This is a genomic window from Enterococcus casseliflavus, from assembly GCF_029215545.1.
GTDB lineage: Bacteria > Bacillota > Bacilli > Lactobacillales > Enterococcaceae > Enterococcus_D > Enterococcus_D casseliflavus.
Genome location: NZ_CP119393.1, coordinates 2,613,793 through 2,635,755, shown reverse-complemented (window position 1 = coordinate 2,635,755; position 21,963 = coordinate 2,613,793). Strand labels below are relative to the sequence as shown.

The window sequence follows — 21,963 nt, the reverse complement described above, 5'->3', positions numbered from 1 at the left end:
TGATTTTCGTAAAATATTCCAGCGGAAGCCTTTTAGATGTTTGATTGACGGAAATGCGAAATAAGGCTACACTGATGGCATCAAAGCAGTACAAGGAGGGGACAGGATGGATGCCATTACGATCAACGGACTAAGCAAACAATACAACAAGAAGTACGCCATCGAGAATGTATCATTGCAAGTGGCAGAAGGAGAGATTTTTGGCTTTATCGGACCAAATGGTGCGGGAAAATCAACGACCATCAAAGTATTGTTGAATTTTATCAAACCAGATGCAGGGCAGGCAGCGATTTTTGGACGAGATTGCCAACAAGCAGCCAAAGAGATCAAAACGTTTACTGGGTATGTTTCCAGTGATGTACGGTTTTATTCAAAAATGACGACAGCAGAACTACTGGCATTTACGGCGGATTTTCATCAAGTCAAGCAGCCAAAAAAAGAGATTCAGGAGTTGATGGAGCTTTTTCAAATTGATCCAAACAAATCGATCGCAGAACTTTCTTTAGGGAACAAGAAAAAAGTCGGGCTTGCGAGCGCCTTGATTGCACAACCGAGAATGTTGATTTTAGATGAGCCGACCAATGGCTTAGATCCTTTGATCCAAAAACGGCTGTTTGAAGAGCTTCTCAGAAGAAACAAACAAGGGATGACGATTTTTCTATCCAGTCATGATCTGCATGAAATTCAGACCTATGCCCATCGGACCGCCTTTATTCGTGAAGGACAGATCATCACCGTAAAAGAATTGAGTGAGGAAGAAAATTTCGGCAAAGTTGTAACGCTCACGAATGAGGACAGCCTCTCATTAGCCGGCTTGGAAAATGTACAGGTTCTTGCTCAGGAATCACACAGCTTGCGTTTTTTCTATCAAGGGGACATGAATCAGCTGGCACATTTTCTAACCAATCCTGCCATTAAAGAGTTCACGATCGAGCACCCAACCCTTGAACAGCAATTTATGCTCCTGTATGAAGGAGGTTCTCAAAAATGACTTTAATGAAAATCGATCTTAAAAATACCTTCAAAGGCTGGCTAGTCTGGGCGATCCTTTTTGCAGCAATCATTTTTGGATTTACGGCTATCTATCCTCAAATGATCACGCCAGAAATGAAAACGTCATTAGATCAGATGTTGGGCTCTTTCAGCCCAGAATTACTAGGCATCTTTAACATCCAACTGACAGGACCCTCAAGTTTGGTTTCTCCAACAGGTTTTTTCGGGTACTACTTTCAATACTTATTTATTGCTGCGTGTATTTATGGGATGCTTTTAGGCTTGAACAGCCTGATCACTGAAGAATCAGAAGGAACGATCGAGTACTTATATGCTCAGCCTATTAGCCGCAGAGAAATCGTTGGGTGGAAGTTCCTCGCTCGATTGTTGTTGCTGACTGGCTTTTGGCTGATTGCTTATGGCAGTAGTCTGGCATCATTTGCTTTGTTCAAACTGCCAGAAGACGACCTGTCCGCTTTTATAGAAGAAATCAGCAAAATCTTCGTTGCCGAGTATGGTGTCTTAGTCTTCTTCCTCTGTCTAGGTTTCTTTTTATCCACGATCTTGCGTTCCAGCAAACAAACCGCCAGCGTCGGCTTAGGCTGCGTGTTCGGTCTGTATTTGCTCGGCATCGTGGGGGAACTCTACGATAAATTGGAATGGCTGGCAGGACTTTCACCTGTGCGGATGGCATTACCCGTCCAACTCATGGATAACGGTGCCACATCAGTCCTATGGGTACTGCTGATCGGTATCATCTGTTTCTTTGGCACCTTTTCCCGTTATGAGCGCAAAGACTTGCAGGTCTGAGTATATCAATCAAAAGATAAAAAAAGAGCCTGTCAGCGGGGACTGACAGGCAAAGGAGTAAAAATGAAAAAGTGTTAGGGTTGTTTGTTGGTATGCTTATATAATAGTCTCGAAATGTGAAAAAAGTATGACGAAGCAGGCACGTTTTTGCGAAAAAATCATTGCGAAAGTTAAGAAAGCGTAAAGCGTCCCTTCACCAAAAGGCTTGAAGGGGCAACAAGAACCTAAAATCACTCCGAAGCAGCAGGCGGTTCATGCTGTTTCGGAGTGATTTTTTAGTTGAAGCTACTTGCTCAAGTCAAGGCTATCGACATTAAAGGTGTCGCCATGTGCTAAGTCACCATAACGATAGCCACGGTTAAACCAGTCCACGCGTTGCTGCGATGTGCCGTGCGTAAAACTATCTGGAACAACATAGCCTTGGTATTCTTTTTGCAGCGTATCATCCCCGATGGCATTGGCAGCCGTGATCGCTTCTTGAATGTCGCCAGCTTCTAAGATCGGTTGTCCTTGATAGGTTTCACCTTGCAAATATTTCGCAAAAGTACCAGCTAAGTAGTCAGCTTGCAGTTCCAAACGAACGCTGTACTGATTGTATTCCTTTTCTGAAACTTGCTGGCGGATTTTGTCCAATTGTTGGGTGATTCCCAGCTCATTTTGCACATGATGACCGACTTCATGGGCGATGACATAGGCCATTGCGAAGTCGCCGCTTGCGCCATATTTATCGGAAAGCTCATTGGCAAAGCTAAGATCAAGGTACACATTCTCATCTGCTGGGCAATAAAACGGACCAACCTGTGACGTGGCATAGCCGCATGCCGACTGGACACTTCCCGTAAATAATACGAGTGTCGGGTCTTGATAGGTTTCTTGCCGCTCTTGAAAAACGTCTTGCCAATAATCTTCTAAATAGCCGAATACGACTGCGGAAAACTCTTTTTCCTCCGTGTACTCACTGGTGCCCACATTTTCTGTCTGGTAATTGGCTGCTTGACCGCTGCCACCCAAGACATCCGGCAGCGAATTTAAATCACCACCGCTAAACAGGAAAAATAAAACAGCGATGATCACCGTACCGATCCCGCCACCAGCAGCCAGCATCCCGCCTGAGTTAGATGATCGCCCCGTTCGATCATCGACATTTCTGCTTTGTCTACCCCCACGCCATTTCATGTTATCTCCTCCTATATAAATCCTAGCTTAATTATAAGAGAAAGGCGGCAGATTGTGAAAAAAAGCGCCTTGAAATTGTTATAAAATGCCAGCAGGAGCCTTGAAAATCAAAGTGTACACTCCTTTTAATCATTCTTTAATCTAACAATTAGCCTTCTAATTTGGTACAGTAGCAATAAAATAGAGGTAGAGGGTGAGCGTATGAAAATGAATTATTCGGGGACATCGGAACGAAGGATTTTGATTTTTAAACGGTTGATTGCTGGCGAGCACCTCAGTTATCAGCAGTTAGCAGAGGATTATTTCGTTTCCCGCAGCAGTATTGCAAAAGATATTTCTTATTTAAAAGAACTGTTTCAAAAAGAAAGCTTACGTCTGAGATTTGATAATTCAGGTACATTTTTTGAAGGAAGTGAATCCCAGATCCATCGAGTGCTGAAACGCTTTTGCTTAATGATGCTGGATCAACCAGCGGCGTTTTCCTTGTTGGTGGAACCTGAGAAATACCAGGAAGTAAATCAGGCGTTTCGTCGAGCGTTAGTGGAAAAACAAGTGGAAATGCCCGACAGCTATATCCAAAGTATCGTCCTTTCCATCGTGCTGCTGATCGAACGGGCGAGTCATGCGGAAAACTTAGTGATTGAAGAAAATCGCCAAGTGGGGAAGCTGTTTTTGGAGTTCGACAAATATCCGTTAGTCTATGAGCTACTGAAAGAAATCGAAGAACAGCACATTTATCAATTTTCACCAAAAGAAGTGCAATATCTAACCTACCTGATCGTCGGTAGCGGCTTGAAATTTTTTATGAAAAGTGAAAAAGTTCCTTTCGTCTTTCGGGGAAAAGTACGCAACTTGATTCAAAAAATCAGCGAAGGCTTAGGCACCGACTTGACCCAAGACAATCGATTGGAAGAAGATGTGACGATCCATCTGTATCAACTGCTGTTGCGGATCGAAGCGCAAACCACAGTCATCAACCCTTTGTTAGAGGAAATCAAACAAAACTATCCTGCCTTGTATGGCGTGGTCTGGTTCTCGCTCCATGATTTTTTGAAAGCGTATCAAGTGGGGATCTCTGATGATGAGATCGGATTTGTCACAATCCATTTTCAAGCAGCGATCGAGCGAATGCGCCGCATGAACAAAATCATTTTTGTCTGTCCCAATGGCGTCGGCACTAGCTCGTTTGTCTCTGCGAAAATCCGTCGCATTCTGCCAGAGATCGACAGTATCGAAACCGTTTCAGTAGAAAAATTAAAGCAGATGGACATCTCGGCGATCGATTTTATTATTTCAACCATCGATCTTGTCGGGATTCAAAAACCTGTGGTGCGGATCTCGCCTATGGTGACCAATCGCGACATGAAGCGGATCATGAATCACTACATCGATTTAGTCATCGATAATGAGGCGGTGGTCGATCAAAATGGTTTACTTCTTCAAGCCCAATCGATGATCCAGCCAACCGTCTTTTTCGAGCGATTTGCCAGCAAAACAGAAGCCATCAATTTTCTGATCGAACAAACCCCTTTTAGTGATGAAAAACGAAAAGCGCAGTTTCAGCAATCCGTCATTGAAAGAGAGCAGCTACAATCAACCTATTTAGATAATGGCTTTGCCATCCCTCATGGCAATCCGAATTATGTCGAAAAAACAGCCATCTCGATTTTACTTTTGGATCAGCCAGTAGAATGGGGCAACCAAAAAGCCGACATCATTATTTTATTGATGATCCGAGAGGATGAGACGCAAAAGGTGGAACCAATGATGAAATTGATCATGCAAGGAATCGAAAACAAAGAATGGTTCCTATCAAAAATGTTGGAGGTTAAATCAGAATGAAAGTGAAGGATTCTTTGCCTGAAAAGCATATACAAACGGATGAGACAGTGGCAGATTGGCGCTCAGCCGTAAAATTAGCCAGCCAGCCCTTGCTGGATGAAGCGCTGATCACGTCAGCTTACATCGAAGCGATGATTCAAAGCGTGGAAGAAAATGGTCCTTACATGGTGTTGGCCGATTACTTTGCGCTGATGCATGCCCGTCCTGGAGAAGGGGTTTTGGAACAAAGTATGAGCCTTTTAGTAACGAAACAGCCCATCGATCTTGAGGGCAAACCGGTGCGGATATTTCTTGTCTTAGCCGCCGCAGATAGTCAAAGCCATCTAGAAAGCTTGAAAGAGATCATGGCGATCTTTATGGATGAAGAAAAATACAACGTGATATTAAATGGCGATCGGGAACAAATTTGTCAATTATTCCAATAGGAGGAAAAGGATATGAAAATTTTAGCAGTATGTGGATTTGGTGTAGGAAGCTCAATGGTATTGAAAATGACGATCGACAAGGTGATCAAAGAGTTAGGGTTGACGGCAACTGCCGAGAATACTGATTTATCAACGGCAAAAGCGACACCAGCAGATGTTTATTTTACGAGTAATGAATTATTGAATGAGTTAAAAGCATCCGTGAAAGCACCCGTTTATCCAATCAAAAAGTATATGGATAAAGAAGAAGTCAAACAGCAAATGGAAAAATTTTTAGCTGAAAGAGAGGGATAATCATGAATTTTGTCACGGATTATATTTTAAAAAATCCGCCAGTCCTACTGGGGATCATTGCCATGATTGGGTTATTGGTACAAAGAAAACCTTTTGCAGAAGTCGTCAAAGGAACCTTAACAGCTTCCTTCGGGATGGTGGCATTGACGGCTGGGGTAAATATGTTGGTGGGAACGATCGCACCGATCAATGCAGCGGTTCAAACCCAATTAGGCGTTGCTGTGTCAGATGGACTCTCTGACATCACCTTTACGGCAGAATACGGCGGAACAGTTGGTTTAGCGATGTTTTTCGGACTTGTCATTCATTTATTGATTGCTCGCTTTACACCTGTGAAGACGATTTTCCTCACCGGTCACATGTTGTGGTGGTTCCCATTTGTCATCGTCGCTGGGGGCGTTGAAGGCGGACTTACTGGAATCCCACTGTTGATCTTAGGGGCTGTTCTATCTGCTTGTTACTGGTCCTTCATGCCATGGATCATGCGTAAATATGTATGGGATGCCACAGGCGATGATTCATTCTTGATCGGTCATCCAACGGGGATCTTGTCATTGGTTTCAGGCTTTGTTGCAAAACGGGTCGGAAACAAAGAAAAATCGACGGAAGATTTGAAAGTGCCTGAAAATCTATCGTTTTTCCGTGAAATATCGATTACTGGCGCGTTAGTGATGTTTTTGATGAATATCGTTATCGGTTTGATTGCGCCCGTATTAGTTCCTGAAGGGGGCAACTTGGTGATGTTTGCGGTTGATGCTGGCTTGAACTTCGGTGCAGGATTATTGATCATGTTGTATGGGGTACGTCTATTGATCAACCAAATCATTCCCGCCTTTCAAGGGATCGCAGAAAAAGTCGTTCCTGGAGCGAAACCAGCTTTTGATGTGCCCATCTTGTTCAACTATCGTCCAAATGCTGTAATCATCGGCTTTATCGTGGCGATGATCACCTCAACGATTTTAGTGGTCATTGCTAATACGACCAACGTCTTTGGCATTTTGATCGTTCCTTTAGTCATCACCAGCTTCTTTGAATGTGGCGGTGCTGCGGTGATCGGCGAAGGTCAAGGGGGCTTGCGAGGTGCCATTATTGGTACGATCACAGCTTCTGTCGTTATGGTAGCACTCGTTGGGATCTCTGCAGCGATGTTCTCAACGACGATTCAAAACTGGATCTTGATTTTCGGTGGGAACGATTTATCTCTATGGGGCATCCTTGGTGAATTGATCGGCAAGCTGTTTGGAGGGTTTTAAATGTTTCAATACTTTGAAAAAGCAAAAGAACTATTGTCTATTGTAGAAGAAAAAGAAGCACCAGCGATTGAGCAAGCCATTGAATTACTGACGCAAGCCAACCTGACCAAAAAAGCCATCTACATTTTTGGCGCAAGTCACGCTGGGATCTTAGCTGAAGAGATGTATTATCGAGCAGGTGGCATGATGACCATCAATGCGATCTTTGGAAGAGAACTGATGCTTGATCGCAGCCCAATCACCTTCACTAGTAAAATGGAGCGCTTAGAAGGCTACGGTAGGGCCTTGGCGGCGACCCAACCCTTTACAGCAGGTGATGTGCTGATCTTGCATTCGGTGTCTGGGCGAAACCCCGTTATCATCGATATGGCGCTTCATGCCAAAGAAAAGGGGGTCAAGATCATCGCATTAACGAACCTTACCTATTCGAAAACAGTCACCAGCCGCCATACTTCAGGCTTGCGTTTGTTTGAAACGGCGGATATCGTCATCGACAATCATGGGGAGATTGGCGATGCAGCGTGTACGATTCCTGACGTCGAACAAAAAGTCGGCCCCACATCCACCGTAGTCGGTGCAACGATCTTAAATGCGATCATCGTAGAAGTTTGCCAAAAACTAAAAGAAGCCGGTGTCGACTATCCGCCGATTTTTTACTCAGCGAACTTAGACGGCGGGGATGAATTGAACCAGTCCCTGTTTGAAAAGTACCAAGAAGCGATCCATTATCAGCTGTGACTGTATAAGTAACTTATCTTTTTATTAGAACGATCAGAACGATAAATTTGAAAACTACTAAATGAATGAAATGCTTTGGGGAATCATTTCGTAAATGTAGGGATCAAATCTCGTTCAGATCGTTTTTTGTGTATTAGAATTTTAAAGCTTAATGAATTTTGTTGGTACGATAAGTACCTGGTGTCGTCCCTTCAAATTGTTTGAATACCCGAATAAAGGAATTGGTATTTTTAAAGCCGACTTTGCTAGCAATTTCATTGATTGAACTTTCTTGTTCACTCATTAGACGTTTGGCTTTTTCCACACGTAGTTGATTGACGTATGGTTTAAAGGACATGGACAGTCGTTCTTTAATCAACCGGCTTAAATAGGCTTCACTTAGATGAAACTGCTGGGCAATATCTGTTAAACTGAGGTCGTTGCAATAGTTGCTATTAATAAATTGAATGATTTCATCTGTTTTGGATCCATTATTATTTTCCGTGGTTTCGATCTGAGTGATCAGCGTGTCAAAAAGGAAAAAAATCGTTTTTTTCACATCGGGATCTGAAAAACCTTTTTTTAAGTAAAGAAATTGTTTCTTATTTTGTTCGTAGAATTCAGGGTAGGAAATCTCTTTGATCACAGCGATACGTTTTATTGTTAAGGTCAGAGCTGTTGAAAATTCCTGAAGGAAGCCTAGGGAACGGTTGCTAGAAATATTGATCTCCACGATTTGTTGCAATAATTCTCTAGCATGGACAAAATCACCTACTTTGAAATATTGAATCAGTAACTGTTCTTCATCAACGGTATAATTGATTTTATGAAAAGCATTGGATGTTGGAACCGGTATTTGATAGAACTGATTATTGCCGTTGCATTCATCTGACCACTGACAGGTTTCATGAAAGACTTCGATAAAATGTTCGAGAGAATGAAAAGGTTTGGAAAGTAGATAAGTCATTCTCAAGTTCAAGCTGGCTTCTATCGTTAGTTTCAATTGATCGGTCTCTTTCATGATTTGTGAATATTCCTGATCGTAAAAAAGAATGACAAGGTGTTTTTCGGAAAAACTGATGATATCATAACGCTCGATAGGAAGATTTTTCTTGATCAACTGTTTGCGTACATGAATGATCTCTGTTTCATTAAAAGTGGCTTCTTCTGCCATCTCACCTGAGAAGGTCAGAAAAGCAAAACTCCCGCCTTTTTCTATGCCTTCAAGATGAAAAGTAGGCAGTAAACTCTTGCTCATATTGTACGTATATTTTCCGTAAAGCAGATTCTTTAAGAATAGTTCCTTTACTTCTTCTGAGACAGGGGACTGGAGCTGGTTGATCGAACTAGACGACTCGATTATCTGGTGCAAAGCTAAGTTGATATCATCAACCGTTAAAATATCAACATTACTCTTTTTGATTTCATCTAATATTTCTAGATAAGGCTTGTACATCCGCTTACTCAAGAAAACGACGATCAAAGCACCCAGTACGATCAAAACCATTAATGGAAGGAGAAAGGAAGAAATCGTAGATAGTGGAAAACTGCTTTGAATCGCTGTTGTCAATTGATAATTGGCAAAAGGGAGCACCTCTGAATTTTTTGTAAAAACGATAGTATCTGATTTGGCCTCTTGCTGAATGGTATTTTGTGTAAAATCAGTAAGTATCGGTGAATTGGTCTCACTAGAAGGATATTGGTGATCGATAACTTGTATTTCTTGATTCATTGGAGACAGTAGTTCATTTTTTTTCCAGTAGGCAAAGAAGTAGAGGGTCTGATTCTCTACTTGCTCTTTATGAAGCATGATCAGCCGTTGATCAAGGGTTTCGAAGATGGAGGAACTGAAGCTGGCATCTGTCAGCATTTCGGAAAGAAGCCCGGCTTTTGTTTCTATATTCAAAAAGGAAAAGAAATCATTGTAAACAAAATAGCCGTCAGAACTTACGATAATATGATTCTCTGGATTCAAGATTCCGATAGAGTATTCAAACTGATTCATTAATAAATAGTTTTCACGAATTTCATCATACATCGCTGAAAACAGCGCATAATCAGATTCAGTACTTTGGGAAAACAGTATAATACTTTCTTTTGTTGCTAAAGATTTCATTGAATTGAGGGCAAATCGAAGTTGCTGATCAATGCGAAAAGCACTGTTTTCTAGCGTCATAATACTTTGGGTAGTTTGTTCAGTTTTCCGCTGATTGACTTCATTATTGATGACGATCACCATAATAAAAATAGTATATGCAATGATAACCGTTAAAAAGGTTAAGAATATTTTTCGATAGGTTTTTGATTTCATAAGTGCTCCTTTCTTTTTTTTGGTAACGTTTACATTGATTATAGAGATAAATCAGCTTTAGTCAAATCATCATTATTTGTAGTTGTCTACAAAACTTGATATTAAGAGTAAAAAATGTATATTTCAACGAATAATAATGATATTCAACAATGTCTAAACACGCTATATTTAAAGCGCTTACTTTAAGCGAGAGAAAATGAAAAAATTTAGGAGGAATGATTATGTCGATGAAAAGAAAAGCTGTATCATTACTGTCTCTAATGACACTTCCAATGGTTTTAGCTGCTTGTGGGAACAGCGGTGGCTCGTCAAATGGGGACGGGGCAGAGGGGAAAACCGAGATAAAGATCACTTGGCGAAATACGGGGGAAAACGATAAAATGACCCAATACTTGGAAGAAACATTTATTCCAGAATTTGAGAAAGAAAATGAGGACATTAAAATCGTGCTTTCTCCAATTACGGCAAGCGAAGGGGATTATTTTTCAAAAGTTGCTCTTTCCATGCAGTCAGAAAGCACAGCACCCGATGTAGTGGCAGAAGATTCGTTTATGTTGAATTCTGATGCAAACGCTGGTTACTTAACCAATCTTGATGAATATGTTGCTGACTGGGATCAATGGGATAAATATACAGAAAACTTAAAAGCTGGTGTTATTGCTGAAGATGGTAGTACGTATGCCATTCCAGGAACTTCTGATTCTCGCGGGATTTGGTACAACAAAAATGTCTTTAAGAAAGCCGGTCTGCCTGAAGACTGGCAGCCAACAACTTGGAGGGAGATCATTGAGGCAGCTGAAGCAATCAAAGCTTCCGATGAGAATGTGATCCCCTTAGGATTAGGTGTAGCTAAAGCCAATGGTGAATCGGTTTCGATGCAGACTTTCCAGATGCTCTTATATGGTACTCAAGATACATTATTTGATAGTGAAACGCGTAAATGGCAAGTAAATACACAAGGAATCATTGATTCATTGGCTTTCATTGATGAAGTGTATAACCAAAAACAATTAGGACCATCATTATCCGTTGCGATCAACAGCAATTACGGATCTGTGATGTTCCAAGATAAATTTCCTAATGATGAAGTCGGCATGCTTTTAGATGGATTTTGGAGTGCAGGTAACTGGGCCGAAAATGGGGCAACTCCTGTTGAGAATATGACAGAACGCTTTGGTTTTGCAGCCATGCCTACACAAAATGGTGGTGAACCGCCATTTACGACCATGTCCGGAGGCTGGACATGGGCCATTCCTGAAAAAGCACAAAATAAAGAAGCTTCATGGCGAGTAGTTCAAGCACTCGGTGGAAAAGAACAACAAGCTGCACGCGCAATCGCTGAAGGGAATTTAACCGTCCGAGACGATTCAGCAGAAATAGCTGAATATAAGGAGCAACCTTTTATTGAGCAAGCAACCTCTTTCTTACAATATGCTCATTTCCGTCCGGCAGATGACAAATATCCAAATGTTTCAGTAGAGATCCAAACAATGGTTGAAGCAGTTGCCACTGGCAGCAAGACACCGGAAGAAGCTGCTCGAGATTACGCAGCCAACGTGACGAGGATTGTCGGTGAAGATGCCATTGATTAAGTAAATAAATAGGAGAAGGACTCGTTGAAAACGATCCGACTAGTGTCTAACGTTCCTTCTCTTATTACTAAGAAAGGAGAAAAGAATGGAAAATTCGCTAAAACGAGAGCAGCAAATGTCCAATAGTAAAAAAGCGTTGATTTTTTTATTTCCCAGTTGGCTCTTGCTGCTGATATTTTTTGTTGGTCCAGTTATCTTAACTTTTATCTTTTCCTTCACGAACTTGGCTCTGACCGGTGCTGAAGCAAGTCAATTGCGGTTCATCGGCTTTGAAAATTTTGTGCGCATGTTCAATGATCCGGCTTTTCAAACTAGTGTCGTACGAACCTTGATTTTTGTCATTTTTTCTGCAGTGATTGGTCAATGTTTCTTAGGTTTTTTGATTGCATTTATGATGCGAGAGAAAAATCGAGCCTTTCGGCGAGTCGTTGGTCTGATCATCATTGCTGCATGGGTTACACCGGAAGTGGTTGTTTCCTTTTGCTGGGTCGCTTTTTTAGGAGATAGCGGAACAGCTAATTGGTTGATGGGACTGATGGGATTTGAGCCGGTTGCTTGGCTGTTTGCTTTTCCTATGATAAGTGTTGTGGTTGCCAATATTTGGCGAGGAACCGCTTTTTCAATGATGGTGTTTCAATCCGCTTTAGATGAGATCCCTAAGGAAGTAGAGGAAGCTGCAGTTATGGATGGCGCCAGCCGCTGGCAAGTGATTCGAAAAATTACGATACCGATGGTCAAAGGTACCATTGCAACGAATTTGATGCTCGTCACTTTGCAGACATTGGGTGTCTTTACGTTGATTTATACTATGACTGGTGGTGGTCCCGGCAATCAGACTGCAACCCTTCCGGTCTTCATGTACAAACAAGCTTTTGTGAGCTATCAGCTAGGATACGGAACAGCGATTTCGCTGGTCTTGCTGCTGATTGGTGCTGCCGCAAGCTTGATTTATATGAAAATGCTGAAAGTGAAAGTGTAGGTGAAAAAAATGGTAAAACGCAGTGAAAAATTGGAGACCATGATTCATTATCTGCTTTTGGCAGTATTAGCCTTATTGTTTTTGCTCCCATTGTTGTGGATGCTGATCGCCTCTATTGATCCGGGCGCTATTCAAACTTTGAAATTACCTGAAGCAGTATCATTTGAAAATTTTGCTTCGATCCTTTCTGATCAAACTATCATTCGGTCATTCGGAATCGGCTTGCTTTTGTCCGGCTGTCAATCGATTTTAGTTGTTGTCTTATGTGTTTTGGCAGCATATCCCTTGTCGAGGTATCAGCTAAGATATAAAAAAAGTTTTTTGATGGCGGTGCTGTTCATGACCTCATTACCGATGACTGCTGTCATCGTGCCGGTCTATCAACTGTTTATCTTTTTGAAGTTTCAAGATTCGTTACTGGCGGTGACGTTCTTCTTGACGGCGTCCTCACTGCCTTATGGGATTTGGATGATGAAGAACTTTATGGATTCGGTACCAATCGACTTAGAAGAGTCCGCTTGGGTCGATGGGGCTTCAACATGGCAAGGGGTGCGAAAAGTCGTAGCGCCGCTGATGGTTCCAGGTATTTGTACGGTTGGTATTTTTACTTTTACTGGAAGCTGGGGCAACTTCTTTGTTCCTTATATTTTGATTCAGTCACCCGAAAAAATGCCGGCATCAGTCTCGATCTTTCAGTTTTTCGGCAACTTTGGTATGGTCAATTATGGCCGTTTAGCCGCTTTTTCGGTGCTATATACCTTACCAGTCGTCATTTTATATGCTTTGTCACAAACGTATATGTCTAAAGGATTTAGCATGGGAGGAGCGACGAAAGGATGAAAGATCCATTTCATACGACAAAAAAATTAACGAAACGAATCGCTGAACTAAAAGCGTATCGTTTTCAAAAAGTACAAGACCTGACAATGTGGTCGGCAAAAGAAGATAAGTCAAAAACGGAAAAACACCCACCAGAAGAGTGGGACTTTACACTTTCAGTTAGCGATTTCTGGCAAGGGAGAGACCGTTATATTTGGGCTCATCATGAATTGACAGTTCCAGAGGAGGAAGACTTATGGTTACTGATCGATTTTGGTCGTACAGGTGGTGGCTATAATTCAGGCTTTGAGTCCTTGCTGTTGATCGATGGGGAACCTTATCAGGGTGTCGATTCGAATCATACAGAGATTTTTCTGGCGGATCATTACCGGGGGAAAACCATCCGACTTGATTTAAAACTATGGTCGGGCTTGGAAGGCGGTGGGGCTGAAGTCATTCAACGGCATGAGTTTCGGCAAGCTTATTTGGCAAAACGACACTTAGCTGCTGATGACTGTTTCTTTCTCGCTGATATGATGGCGAAAACTATCGATGGGTTACCGGAAAATGAACCAATACGATACAAGCTGTTGAATCTTTTAGATGATGCCTTTCGGTTGATTCAGTGGCAGGTACCCGGATCTATCTCTTTTTACCATAGCGTTGAGGAAGCTGATCATTATTTAAATCAAGAACTGCAAAAAATACCTAAACTTTCGGAGATCACTGTGACGGCTATCGGCCATACACATATCGATGTTGCTTGGTTGTGGCGGCTGAAGCATACAGGGGAAAAAGCTGTCCGCAGTTTTTCAACGGTTTTACGTTTGATGGAACAATACCCAGAATATATTTTCTTGCAAACCCAACCTCAGCTATACAAATATGTCAAAGAAAGCTATCCAGCTCTTTATGAGAAAATCAAAAAGAGGATCAAAGAAGGCCGTTGGGAAGTGGACGGAGCCATGTGGCTGGAAGCCGATTGTAATATACCGTCAGGCGAATCATTGGTCCGTCAGATACTCCATGGGAAGAAATTTGTGAAGGAAGAATTTGACAAAGAAATGCATTTCTTGTGGCTTCCGGATGTGTTCGGTTATTCTTGGGCACTGCCCCAAATCTTGAAAAAATCCGGCATTGAGACGTTTATGACGACCAAAATCAGCTGGAATCAATATAACCGGATGCCTCATGATACCTTTTATTGGCGGGGAATCGATGGGACAGATATTTTGACGCATTTTATCACCACGCCAGTTGATGGTAAAACGGATGAATGGGCAGAAGAATGGTTTTATACCTACAATGGAACGCTTTCTCCGGAGACCGTTCAAGGAATTTACGACGGATATCAAGACAAGCGTTTGAATCAAGAATTTCTGCTGTCTTACGGTCATGGGGACGGCGGAGGCGGTGTCACTAGAGAGATGCTGGAAAATCGACGACGCCTTGACCAGATTCCAGGATTGCCGCAAGTCAAAACAGGAAAAGCGAAAGCCTTTTTTGAACGACTGCATCAGACAGTAGAACAAAATAAGCCGCTGGTCTCTCGTTGGGATGGCGAATTGTACTTGGAATATCATCGAGGAACCTATACCTCGCAAGCGTTTGTCAAAAAAATGAATCGAAAAGCTGAAATTGCTCTACGGGAACTTGAGATTCTCTATACATGTTTAGCAGCCAGCAAAGAAGACGAGTATCCTAAGGATTCGCTTTTTGAAACATGGGAGACGGTTCTTCGTAATCAATTCCACGATATTATTCCTGGTTCTTCGATCAAAGAAGTTTATCAAGACCATAGAGCAGAGTTTGCCGTCGTGACTCAGACCATTCAACAGTTATTTGAAAAATTAAATGGACCTGCTAGTCAAAAGTATACAGTCATCAATACAGCTGGCTGGTCACGGAATGAATTGGTGGAACTTCCCCTTTTACAAGAAGGCCGCTTTATTGATTCACAAGGAAAAGAACTTCCGGCTTATTTTGATGGAGAAAAACAGTCTGTTCTTGTGGCAAATGTTCCGCCTTTGAGTCAGGTGATGATAGAGTTTCAACCGATAGCAGAAAATAAAGACATCAAACCGCTCGCTGTATTCACAGAGGGGGCGCTTGAGACCGATCGTTTGCGAATTTTATGGGAAACATCGGGAAATTTGATCAGCATTTTTGATAAGAAACTAGGTAGAGAAATGTTGGAAGGAAAAGGGAATGTTTTTCAGCTATTTGAAGACAAACCTTTAAATTACGATGCATGGGATATCGATAGTTTTTATCAAGAAAAAGCAACAGTGCTTCAAGCCAATCAAATACGATTACGCTCAAATAATGCGCTTTATGCTTCCGTAGTATTTGAGTATACGTTTGGTAATTCGCAGATACATCAGGAAATGCGGGTCTATGCTCATACACAACGAATCGATTTTTTAACAAACGTGTCATGGCATGAACGCCAACAACTGTTGAAGGTAAACTTTGATGCAGCAATTCGATCAACTGAAGCAGTATTTGATATTCAGTACGGAAATGTAAAACGAGCTACCCATGCTAATACCAGTTGGCAATTGGCTCAGTTTGAAACAGTAGGCCACCAATGGGCAGATCTTTCAGAAAAATATAGTGGGGTAAGTTTATTGAATGACTGTAAATATGGTTATGCTGTTAAGGAAAATCAATTAAGCTTGACCTTGCTTAAAGGCGCTATCTATCCTGATCCACTGGCTGACGATGGCGATCACAAATTTACTTACAGTTTTTATGCCCACGAGCACGATGCCATCGATGGGGGAACAATGGAAGAAGCATGGTCCCTCAACTCGCCATTAACGGTTATTAACGGAGAACATTCTTGGTTGCTTCCGTTGCAAATAGACTGTGAAACCTCAGTTACCATCGACGCAATCAAGCAAGCAGAAACCGGCAAAGGGTGGATTTTACGCTTACATGATCACACGGGAGGAACTAGAAAGGTTACATTGCAGTTGCCAAGCAGTTTTTGGCAAGAAACAGATTTAATGGAGATACCTTTAAATAATGAGCAGTGGAAAGATAAAGTCTCATTTACCTTGTCACCCTTTGAAATAAAGACATTTCATTTTTATCTAGACTGAAATAACACAAGTGGGTCTACCTATTAAATGTGTCGTGTGTTTAAAAAAGTATTAGGTTTCGCACCTGTCTGATACAGAGTACTACTTCTTATAAGTCTTAAAAACTTAGAAGGTTTTATAAAAAAACTAAGAGAAACAAAAAGACATTTTTTCATTACGAGAGAATGTCTTTTTTGGTGATTGCTTGCTAGAGGAGGATATTGGTATAGATGGGACAAAGTGGTTTAAGTAAATAAATAAAGATTGATAGAAGTCTGGATTTCATTTGCGGTATAATGGTCTTTAAAAATAAAAATACGTAAAATGATATATAAAATATGAATAAAATTCTACGAAAACGATTGTTGTTTAACTTCCCGCTCGGTATAATTAGCTTGGGAGCTACAGCAAGACAACAAATAATGAATAAAAAATCTACAAACCGTTGATTATAAAGGAGCAGCTTATGGAGTAGGTAGAGAGGAAGATCGAAAAAAGACAACATTGTAAGAGTAACAGGCGGTGAATTCTTCCACATCTCTAACTTCCAGCAATTAGCAGAAATCTTTGAAAAAATTCGTTACGAGCTATTTGACGAAGATATCCAAAAGCTGCAAATCGAACTTTCAGATACTATTGCTCAAAATCTTCAGACGACCAATGTGGAGTCTGAACGTTTAGCAGCATAGAGTTCTTTTTAAGGAATATGAATTTGTTGTTCATCAAATGGTTATCAATTAGTTTTTTACTAGTGAAAAGTAATCATTTGATGGACATTTTTAATATATTTCCAAATCCTTAAATGAAAGGAGCGAATTGAATGCAAACAGATAAACGAATAACCTCGAAAAGTAAGAATGACGTAGTTAGAGAAAATCACTTATGTCTAGTTTTTTGTGTTTTACTTTTTTGTTTCACTATCAGTCACTTTTTTATTTTATCTGTAGAATCAGCCGAAGTTTCAGACACTGATTCAAATCAGATGGAAGGCACCTTAGCCGCGATCCTCAACAGCGAAAGAATTAATCCAGAACCCACAAAGCCACTTACTGAACCATTGCTAGAAATCGTCACAGAGCTACCCGATTCAGAACTAATGGTTCCCTTTTTGGAATTGATCTATGCAGTGACACCAAGCGAGGGGGAAACGCTGGAAGAAGTCTATGTTAAGGTAAATGGCGTATTCGATCGACATTTGTATCAAAGAAAAGCGGGAGAACCTGAAGTCAAAGAGCGAACATTCGGTGAAGCTCGTCTCTTTCTTTCTACCGATGAACAGAAAAGTAAATTTGAACTGGTCGCCGTCGACAGTAGCAATCTAAGTGCCATCTACCCCATTGAGCAATCATTTTTTATGGCAGAAAATCCTGTGCCGCCGTTACCGTCTACGGCTGATGTATCAACGATAGATTCTCACGGAGAAGAAGTGACTTTCATTAATAACAGACTTCAACTTCAATTAAGTAGTAGTCATTACAATCAAGAGGACAGGATGAAGAATGAATCAGCGGTTCTTCAATTGCTAGATGAACTCTCTTACTATGATATTGAAATGATTGCTGGACCAAATAAAAACGGCTCTGTGACAGTTGGCTTGAAGCAAAACTCTTACTCATCTCTTTATCATCTTATTAACGATTTACCCTCTTTTTCTGATTTTTTAATAACTGATGCAAAAATTGAAGAAATCGATTTGGCAACAGCTGAACTGATTCCAAGGGAAGATTCTTCAATCAATCGCTCTGGTGAATTAGAGCCGAAAATGGTAAAAATTGGCTGGGTACCGGGTTTGTTTTTCCGAAGATATCAGCACGATATGATAGGGTTTAAATTACAAGAGGAAACCTCGTTTTTAAACCAAGAATCGTTTCCTGAAACTTATCTTAGTAGGGAAATGATCAATAAAAAAATCGATGAAGTCGTTTCAGAGATTGACGGCGTTCGTATAGATGGAAACCAAGCAAATGATCTTAGTGGAACCAAGCTATTTTCGAATATGAATATTCGGAATGTTCATTTAGAAGGAAATTATCCTTTTGTTCGTGTGAGCCTACCTAGTCATTCACCCAGAGAATTAATAAAAAACGCCAAAACACTACTAAAGGATCATTCGGAAGTTTTTGAGAAATCCTATCTAATGATTGTTACAGATATAGAATCATCATCTAGTGTGGGGATACCAGAAGTTAACACTCAGGGAAGACAATTGCCTGAGTTTGAGCATGAAGTCTATCGTTATTGGGCGACTATCAATAAATATGGTACTGTATCCTCTTTGATTGAAATAGGCTTAAAAGGGTTATCCATAACTATGAAAGTGATGTTAGGTATTATGATGCTTTGTGTCACTTTGACGTCTGGAATAATTGTTTACCGAAGGAAAAAAAGAGTATTGTGAAAATTTAGAAACATATGCATCAACCTTATTAACGATAACAGTTCGATTTTGTACGTAAGGAATGAATGGAATGAACAAAAACAAGCAATCATTAAAATCAAAAAAACTCTTTCGCAGTTACAAAATTTTCTTCCTGCTTTTCCTTGCTCTTGCCAGCAATCTTATTACGAGCATACAAGTATCAGCAGCCGAAGTACCAACCGGCCAGTCTCAAGGCGTCTTAGCCGACATCCTCAACAGCGAAAGGAATACCCCGGAACCCACTGAGCCGCTCACTGAACCATTGCTGGAAATCGTCACGGAACTTCCCGATTCAGAATTAATGATTCCCTTTATTGAATTGATTTATGCAGTGACACCAAGTGCGGGGCAAACGCTGGAAGAAGTCTATGTCAATGTGAACGGCGAATACGATCGACATTTGTATCAAAGAGTGATAGGGGAGCCGAAGGTCACAGAGCGAACATTTGGTGAAGCTCGTCTCTTTCTTTCTACCGATGAACAGGAGAGCCGATTTGAATTAGTCGTCGTCGATAGCAGTAATGCAAGGACTCATTATCTCATCCAGCAACCCTTTTGGTTGTCAGAAAACCCCGAACCGTCATCACCGACTATCGCTGATGTAACGACGGAAGATTATTATGGGGAAGAAGTGACCTATATAAATAATCGTCTCCATCTCCAATTGAACGATGAGAGTTTTTCGCGAGAAAATGAGGGAGGGTTCGAAACGATGCTTGACCTTGTTCTTGATGAATTTTCCTACTACGATATGGAACTGATTGCTGGACCAGACAGAAATGATCGAGTAGTGATCCAGTTGAAGCAAACCTCGTATGAGGAACTGGACAGACTAATTTCTGATCTCAAGTTATTTACGTATGATGTGATTGCCAATGGGAGGAGAGAGGAAATCGATTTAGCAGCGGCTGAACGTCTCCCAAAAACAGAGGAACCTGTCAATCGTTCTGTAGAATTCAAACCAGAGATGCTAAAAATCGGCTGGGTACCTGGTTTGTTTTTCCGAAGGTATCAGGACAACGTGGTAGGTTTCAAGCTGCATGAAGAAACCACTTTTTTAAATCCCGAGTCGTTTCCTGAAACTTATCTCAGTAAGAAACTGATAAATGAAAAAATCGACGAAGCTGTTGCAACGATTGGCGGCGTTCGTTTAGAAGAAAATCGACCTTCCTATCCTTATGTGGAAATAGGTGTAGGAGAAAATACCCCAAGAAATTTAGTGAAGAAAGGGCAACAACTACTAACTGATTATCCCGAAGTCTTTTCAAAAGGGTATGTAATAATCAGAGAAAGTCAAAAACTTCATAGTGTGCCAGATGTCTATCTACGACGATGGCGTGTTATGAGCACCTTTGAAGAACGGAACTATTCTATCTGGGCGACCATCAATAGGAATGGCACAGTATCATCCATATACAAAATGGGCTTGAGAGGGCTGCCGACTATCGTGAAACTACTAGGAGGCGCCGGTCTATTTTGTGGCATTCTGAGTTTCGCCATCTTCATTTACCGAAAAAGACCTCCTCGTAAGAAACACGAGTTTTGGGGTTGAAATTCGTTGAAGGACAAATGAATCTCCTTTCATTACGAAGGCAGGCTTCAAAGGCAATGATTTATTTCTATAAGGTAGAGAATGTTTTTGTGTAAACCTTTTGGTTCCAAATGTGTAACAAATTAGAATCTGATACAGCATACGATGTGTTGCGTATCTCAAATCAATAAAAGAAGGGAGTTAAATAGATGCAATTCATTGATTATGCGGCATCAATCGTCGAGAGAGTCTTTAGGGAACTCTTTCGCCACTTGAAAATCTGCTACCTGCTCTTCTTTACTCTTGCCACTTATCACTTTACAAGCATACAAGTATCAGCAGTCGAAGTACCAACCGACCAGTCCCAAGGCATCTTAGCCGACATCCTCAACAGCGAAAGAATTAATCCAGAACCCACAGAGCCGCTCACTGAACCATTGCTGGAAATCGTCACAGAGCTACCCGATTCAGAACTAATGATTCCCTTCTTTGAATTGATTTATGCGGTCACACCAAGTGCGGGGGAAACGCTAGAAGAAGTCTATGTTAAGGTAAATGGCATATTCTATCGACATTTGTATCAAAGAAAAGCAGGAGAACCTGAAGTCACAGAGCGAACATTCGGTGAAGCTCGTCTCTTTCTTTCTACCGATGAACAGGAGAGCCGATTTGAATTAGTCGCTGTCGATAGCAGTAACAAAAGGACTTATTATCCCATAGAGCAGTCATTTTGGTTATCGGAAAATCCCGAGCCGCCGTTGCCGACTATTGCCGACATATCAATACTTGATCGTTATGAAGGAAAGATAGCTTTTGTACATAATCGTCTCCATCTCCAATATAATGACGAGATACTTACAGGAATAAACGAGCAAAACGGCGAAACGAGTTTAGATCAGCTGTTGGATGAACTTTCTTACTATGACATGGCGTTGATTGCTGGACCAGGCAAGAATGAGAGAGTAACGATTCAGTTAAAGCAAACTCCTTATAGAGAGCTTAATAGATTCTTTCGTGATTTAGAAACATTTACTTCTGGTATTGTTACCGATGGAGAAATTGAAGAGATGACTTTAGCTGAGGCGGACCAGTTACCCAAAACAGCAGCACCCGTCGATCGCTCGGTTGAGTTTAAACGTCATATGTTAAAAATCGGCTGGGTACCGGGCTTGTTTTTCCGAAGGTATCAGGACAACGTGGTAGGTTTCAAGCTGCATGAAGAAACCATTTTTTTAAATCCCGAGTCGTTTCCTGAAACTTATCTCAGTAAGAAACTGATAAATGAAAAAATCGACGAAGCTGTTGCAGCGATTGACGGCATTCGTTTAGAAGAAAATCGACTTTCTTATCCTTATGTGCAAATAGCTGTAGGAGGAAATACACCAAGAAATTTAGTGAAGAAAGGGCAGCAACTACTGACGAATTATCCCGAAGTCTTTTCAAAAGGGTATGTAATAATCAGAGGAAGGCAAAATTTTTATGGCTATACTACCACAGACGAATACAAAAGACGATGGCGTGTATGAGTATCTTTGAAGAACGGAACTACCCTATCTGGGCAATCATCAACCCGAACGGCACAGTTTCGTCGTTAACGAGTATGGGTTGGCACGGCGTGACTGTCAGCATGGCGTTAGTGATAGGATTTGCTTCTATCGGCTTTATTGTGTTTTTATTTGAATTTTTTGCTTGTCAAAGGGCAGAAAAACGGAAGAG

General features: G+C 41.2%; 16 protein-coding genes. 14 read left to right on the top strand and 2 right to left on the bottom strand.

Annotated features, from left to right (window positions below; genetic code table 11):
• Positions 1–106 precede the first annotated feature (106 nt).
• Entirely contained in the window at positions 107–991 is an 885-nt protein-coding gene (locus P0G38_RS12630; protein WP_115232041.1) for an ABC transporter ATP-binding protein, read from the top strand.
• Entirely contained in the window at positions 988–1,803 is an 816-nt protein-coding gene (locus P0G38_RS12625; protein WP_275851613.1) for an ABC transporter permease subunit, read from the top strand. The genes P0G38_RS12630 and P0G38_RS12625 overlap by 4 nt, the downstream gene beginning before the upstream one ends.
• Positions 1,804–2,088: 285 nt before the next feature.
• Here the strand turns inward: P0G38_RS12625 and ypfJ are convergent, their stop codons facing one another.
• Positions 2,089–2,979, bottom strand: a complete 891-nt coding sequence (gene ypfJ, locus P0G38_RS12620; protein WP_275851610.1) for a KPN_02809 family neutral zinc metallopeptidase — start codon at positions 2,977–2,979, stop codon at positions 2,089–2,091.
• A 201-nt stretch (positions 2,980–3,180) separates the two neighbouring features.
• On the opposite strand from ypfJ, the gene P0G38_RS12615 reads away from it, so the two are divergent.
• The 5 genes from P0G38_RS12615 to P0G38_RS12595 are packed head-to-tail and all read left to right on the top strand — an operon-like array spanning position 3,181 to position 7,531.
• The gene (locus tag P0G38_RS12615; RefSeq protein ID WP_008379149.1) at positions 3,181–4,821 is read left to right on the top strand and encodes a BglG family transcription antiterminator; all 1,641 of its coding nucleotides are present in this window, start codon (positions 3,181–3,183) and stop codon (positions 4,819–4,821) included.
• Entirely contained in the window at positions 4,818–5,246 is a 429-nt protein-coding gene (locus P0G38_RS12610; protein WP_016610653.1) for a PTS sugar transporter subunit IIA, read from the top strand. Before P0G38_RS12615 ends, P0G38_RS12610 begins: the two co-directional genes overlap by 4 nt.
• 12 nt (positions 5,247–5,258) lie before the next feature.
• Positions 5,259–5,540 (top strand): PTS sugar transporter subunit IIB, encoded by a 282-nt coding sequence (locus P0G38_RS12605; protein ID WP_005225413.1) that lies wholly within the window; start codon positions 5,259–5,261, stop codon positions 5,538–5,540.
• A gap of 2 nt (positions 5,541–5,542) precedes the next feature.
• Positions 5,543–6,793: a PTS ascorbate transporter subunit IIC gene (locus tag P0G38_RS12600; protein ID WP_060791761.1), complete on the top strand. Its 1,251-nt coding sequence runs from the start codon at positions 5,543–5,545 to the stop codon at positions 6,791–6,793.
• A complete protein-coding gene (locus P0G38_RS12595; protein ID WP_275851596.1) occupies positions 6,794–7,531 on the top strand; it encodes an SIS domain-containing protein in 738 nt (245 codons plus the stop codon).
• Between the two features lie 148 nt (positions 7,532–7,679).
• Here the strand turns inward: P0G38_RS12595 and P0G38_RS12590 are convergent, their stop codons facing one another.
• Positions 7,680–9,821 carry a helix-turn-helix transcriptional regulator gene (locus P0G38_RS12590; RefSeq protein WP_275851593.1) on the bottom strand — a complete coding sequence of 714 codons (2,142 nt, stop codon included), beginning with the start codon at positions 9,819–9,821 and terminating at the stop codon, positions 7,680–7,682.
• 215 nt (positions 9,822–10,036) lie between these two features.
• On the opposite strand from P0G38_RS12590, the gene P0G38_RS12585 reads away from it, so the two are divergent.
• The 7 genes from P0G38_RS12585 (at position 10,037) to P0G38_RS12555 (ending at position 21,773) form a co-directional block, all read left to right on the top strand.
• A complete protein-coding gene (locus P0G38_RS12585) occupies positions 10,037–11,413 on the top strand; it encodes an extracellular solute-binding protein (RefSeq protein WP_338070804.1) in 1,377 nt (458 codons plus the stop codon).
• 85 nt (positions 11,414–11,498) lie between these two features.
• A complete protein-coding gene (locus P0G38_RS12580) occupies positions 11,499–12,392 on the top strand; it encodes a carbohydrate ABC transporter permease (RefSeq protein WP_008379138.1) in 894 nt (297 codons plus the stop codon).
• Between the two features lie 9 nt (positions 12,393–12,401).
• Positions 12,402–13,232 (top strand): carbohydrate ABC transporter permease, encoded by an 831-nt coding sequence (locus P0G38_RS12575; protein ID WP_008379135.1) that lies wholly within the window; start codon positions 12,402–12,404, stop codon positions 13,230–13,232.
• Positions 13,229–16,318: an alpha-mannosidase gene (locus tag P0G38_RS12570; protein ID WP_275851585.1), complete on the top strand. Its 3,090-nt coding sequence runs from the start codon at positions 13,229–13,231 to the stop codon at positions 16,316–16,318. The genes P0G38_RS12575 and P0G38_RS12570 overlap by 4 nt, the downstream gene beginning before the upstream one ends.
• 799 nt (positions 16,319–17,117) lie before the next feature.
• Positions 17,118–18,695, top strand: a complete 1,578-nt coding sequence (locus tag P0G38_RS12565; protein ID WP_087627101.1) for a hypothetical protein — start codon at positions 17,118–17,120, stop codon at positions 18,693–18,695.
• Between the two features lie 70 nt (positions 18,696–18,765).
• On the top strand, positions 18,766–20,268 hold the full coding sequence (locus tag P0G38_RS12560) for a hypothetical protein (protein ID WP_275851581.1): 1,503 nt from the start codon (positions 18,766–18,768) through the stop codon (positions 20,266–20,268).
• A gap of 188 nt (positions 20,269–20,456) precedes the next feature.
• On the top strand, positions 20,457–21,773 hold the full coding sequence (locus P0G38_RS12555; protein WP_275851578.1) for a hypothetical protein: 1,317 nt from the start codon (positions 20,457–20,459) through the stop codon (positions 21,771–21,773).
• Positions 21,774–21,963: the final 190 nt, after the last annotated feature.

What these genes read in the sequence shown, in the direction of transcription:
- P0G38_RS12630 (WP_115232041.1), top strand. Translation starts at nt 107, where the DNA reads ATGGATGCCATTACGATCAACGGACTAAGCAAACAATACAACAAGAAG.
- P0G38_RS12625 (WP_275851613.1), top strand. Translation starts at nt 988, where the DNA reads ATGACTTTAATGAAAATCGATCTTAAAAATACCTTCAAAGGCTGGCTA.
- ypfJ (WP_275851610.1), bottom strand. Translation starts at nt 2,979, where the DNA reads ATGAAATGGCGTGGGGGTAGACAAAGCAGAAATGTCGATGATCGAACG.
- P0G38_RS12615 (WP_008379149.1), top strand. Translation starts at nt 3,181, where the DNA reads ATGAAAATGAATTATTCGGGGACATCGGAACGAAGGATTTTGATTTTT.
- P0G38_RS12610 (WP_016610653.1), top strand. Translation starts at nt 4,818, where the DNA reads ATGAAAGTGAAGGATTCTTTGCCTGAAAAGCATATACAAACGGATGAG.
- P0G38_RS12605 (WP_005225413.1), top strand. Translation starts at nt 5,259, where the DNA reads ATGAAAATTTTAGCAGTATGTGGATTTGGTGTAGGAAGCTCAATGGTA.
- P0G38_RS12600 (WP_060791761.1), top strand. Translation starts at nt 5,543, where the DNA reads ATGAATTTTGTCACGGATTATATTTTAAAAAATCCGCCAGTCCTACTG.
- P0G38_RS12595 (WP_275851596.1), top strand. Translation starts at nt 6,794, where the DNA reads ATGTTTCAATACTTTGAAAAAGCAAAAGAACTATTGTCTATTGTAGAA.
- P0G38_RS12590 (WP_275851593.1), bottom strand. Translation starts at nt 9,821, where the DNA reads ATGAAATCAAAAACCTATCGAAAAATATTCTTAACCTTTTTAACGGTT.
- P0G38_RS12585 (WP_338070804.1), top strand. Translation starts at nt 10,037, where the DNA reads ATGATTATGTCGATGAAAAGAAAAGCTGTATCATTACTGTCTCTAATG.
- P0G38_RS12580 (WP_008379138.1), top strand. Translation starts at nt 11,499, where the DNA reads ATGGAAAATTCGCTAAAACGAGAGCAGCAAATGTCCAATAGTAAAAAA.
- P0G38_RS12575 (WP_008379135.1), top strand. Translation starts at nt 12,402, where the DNA reads ATGGTAAAACGCAGTGAAAAATTGGAGACCATGATTCATTATCTGCTT.
- P0G38_RS12570 (WP_275851585.1), top strand. Translation starts at nt 13,229, where the DNA reads ATGAAAGATCCATTTCATACGACAAAAAAATTAACGAAACGAATCGCT.
- P0G38_RS12565 (WP_087627101.1), top strand. Translation starts at nt 17,118, where the DNA reads ATGCAAACAGATAAACGAATAACCTCGAAAAGTAAGAATGACGTAGTT.
- P0G38_RS12560 (WP_275851581.1), top strand. Translation starts at nt 18,766, where the DNA reads ATGAACAAAAACAAGCAATCATTAAAATCAAAAAAACTCTTTCGCAGT.
- P0G38_RS12555 (WP_275851578.1), top strand. Translation starts at nt 20,457, where the DNA reads ATGCAATTCATTGATTATGCGGCATCAATCGTCGAGAGAGTCTTTAGG.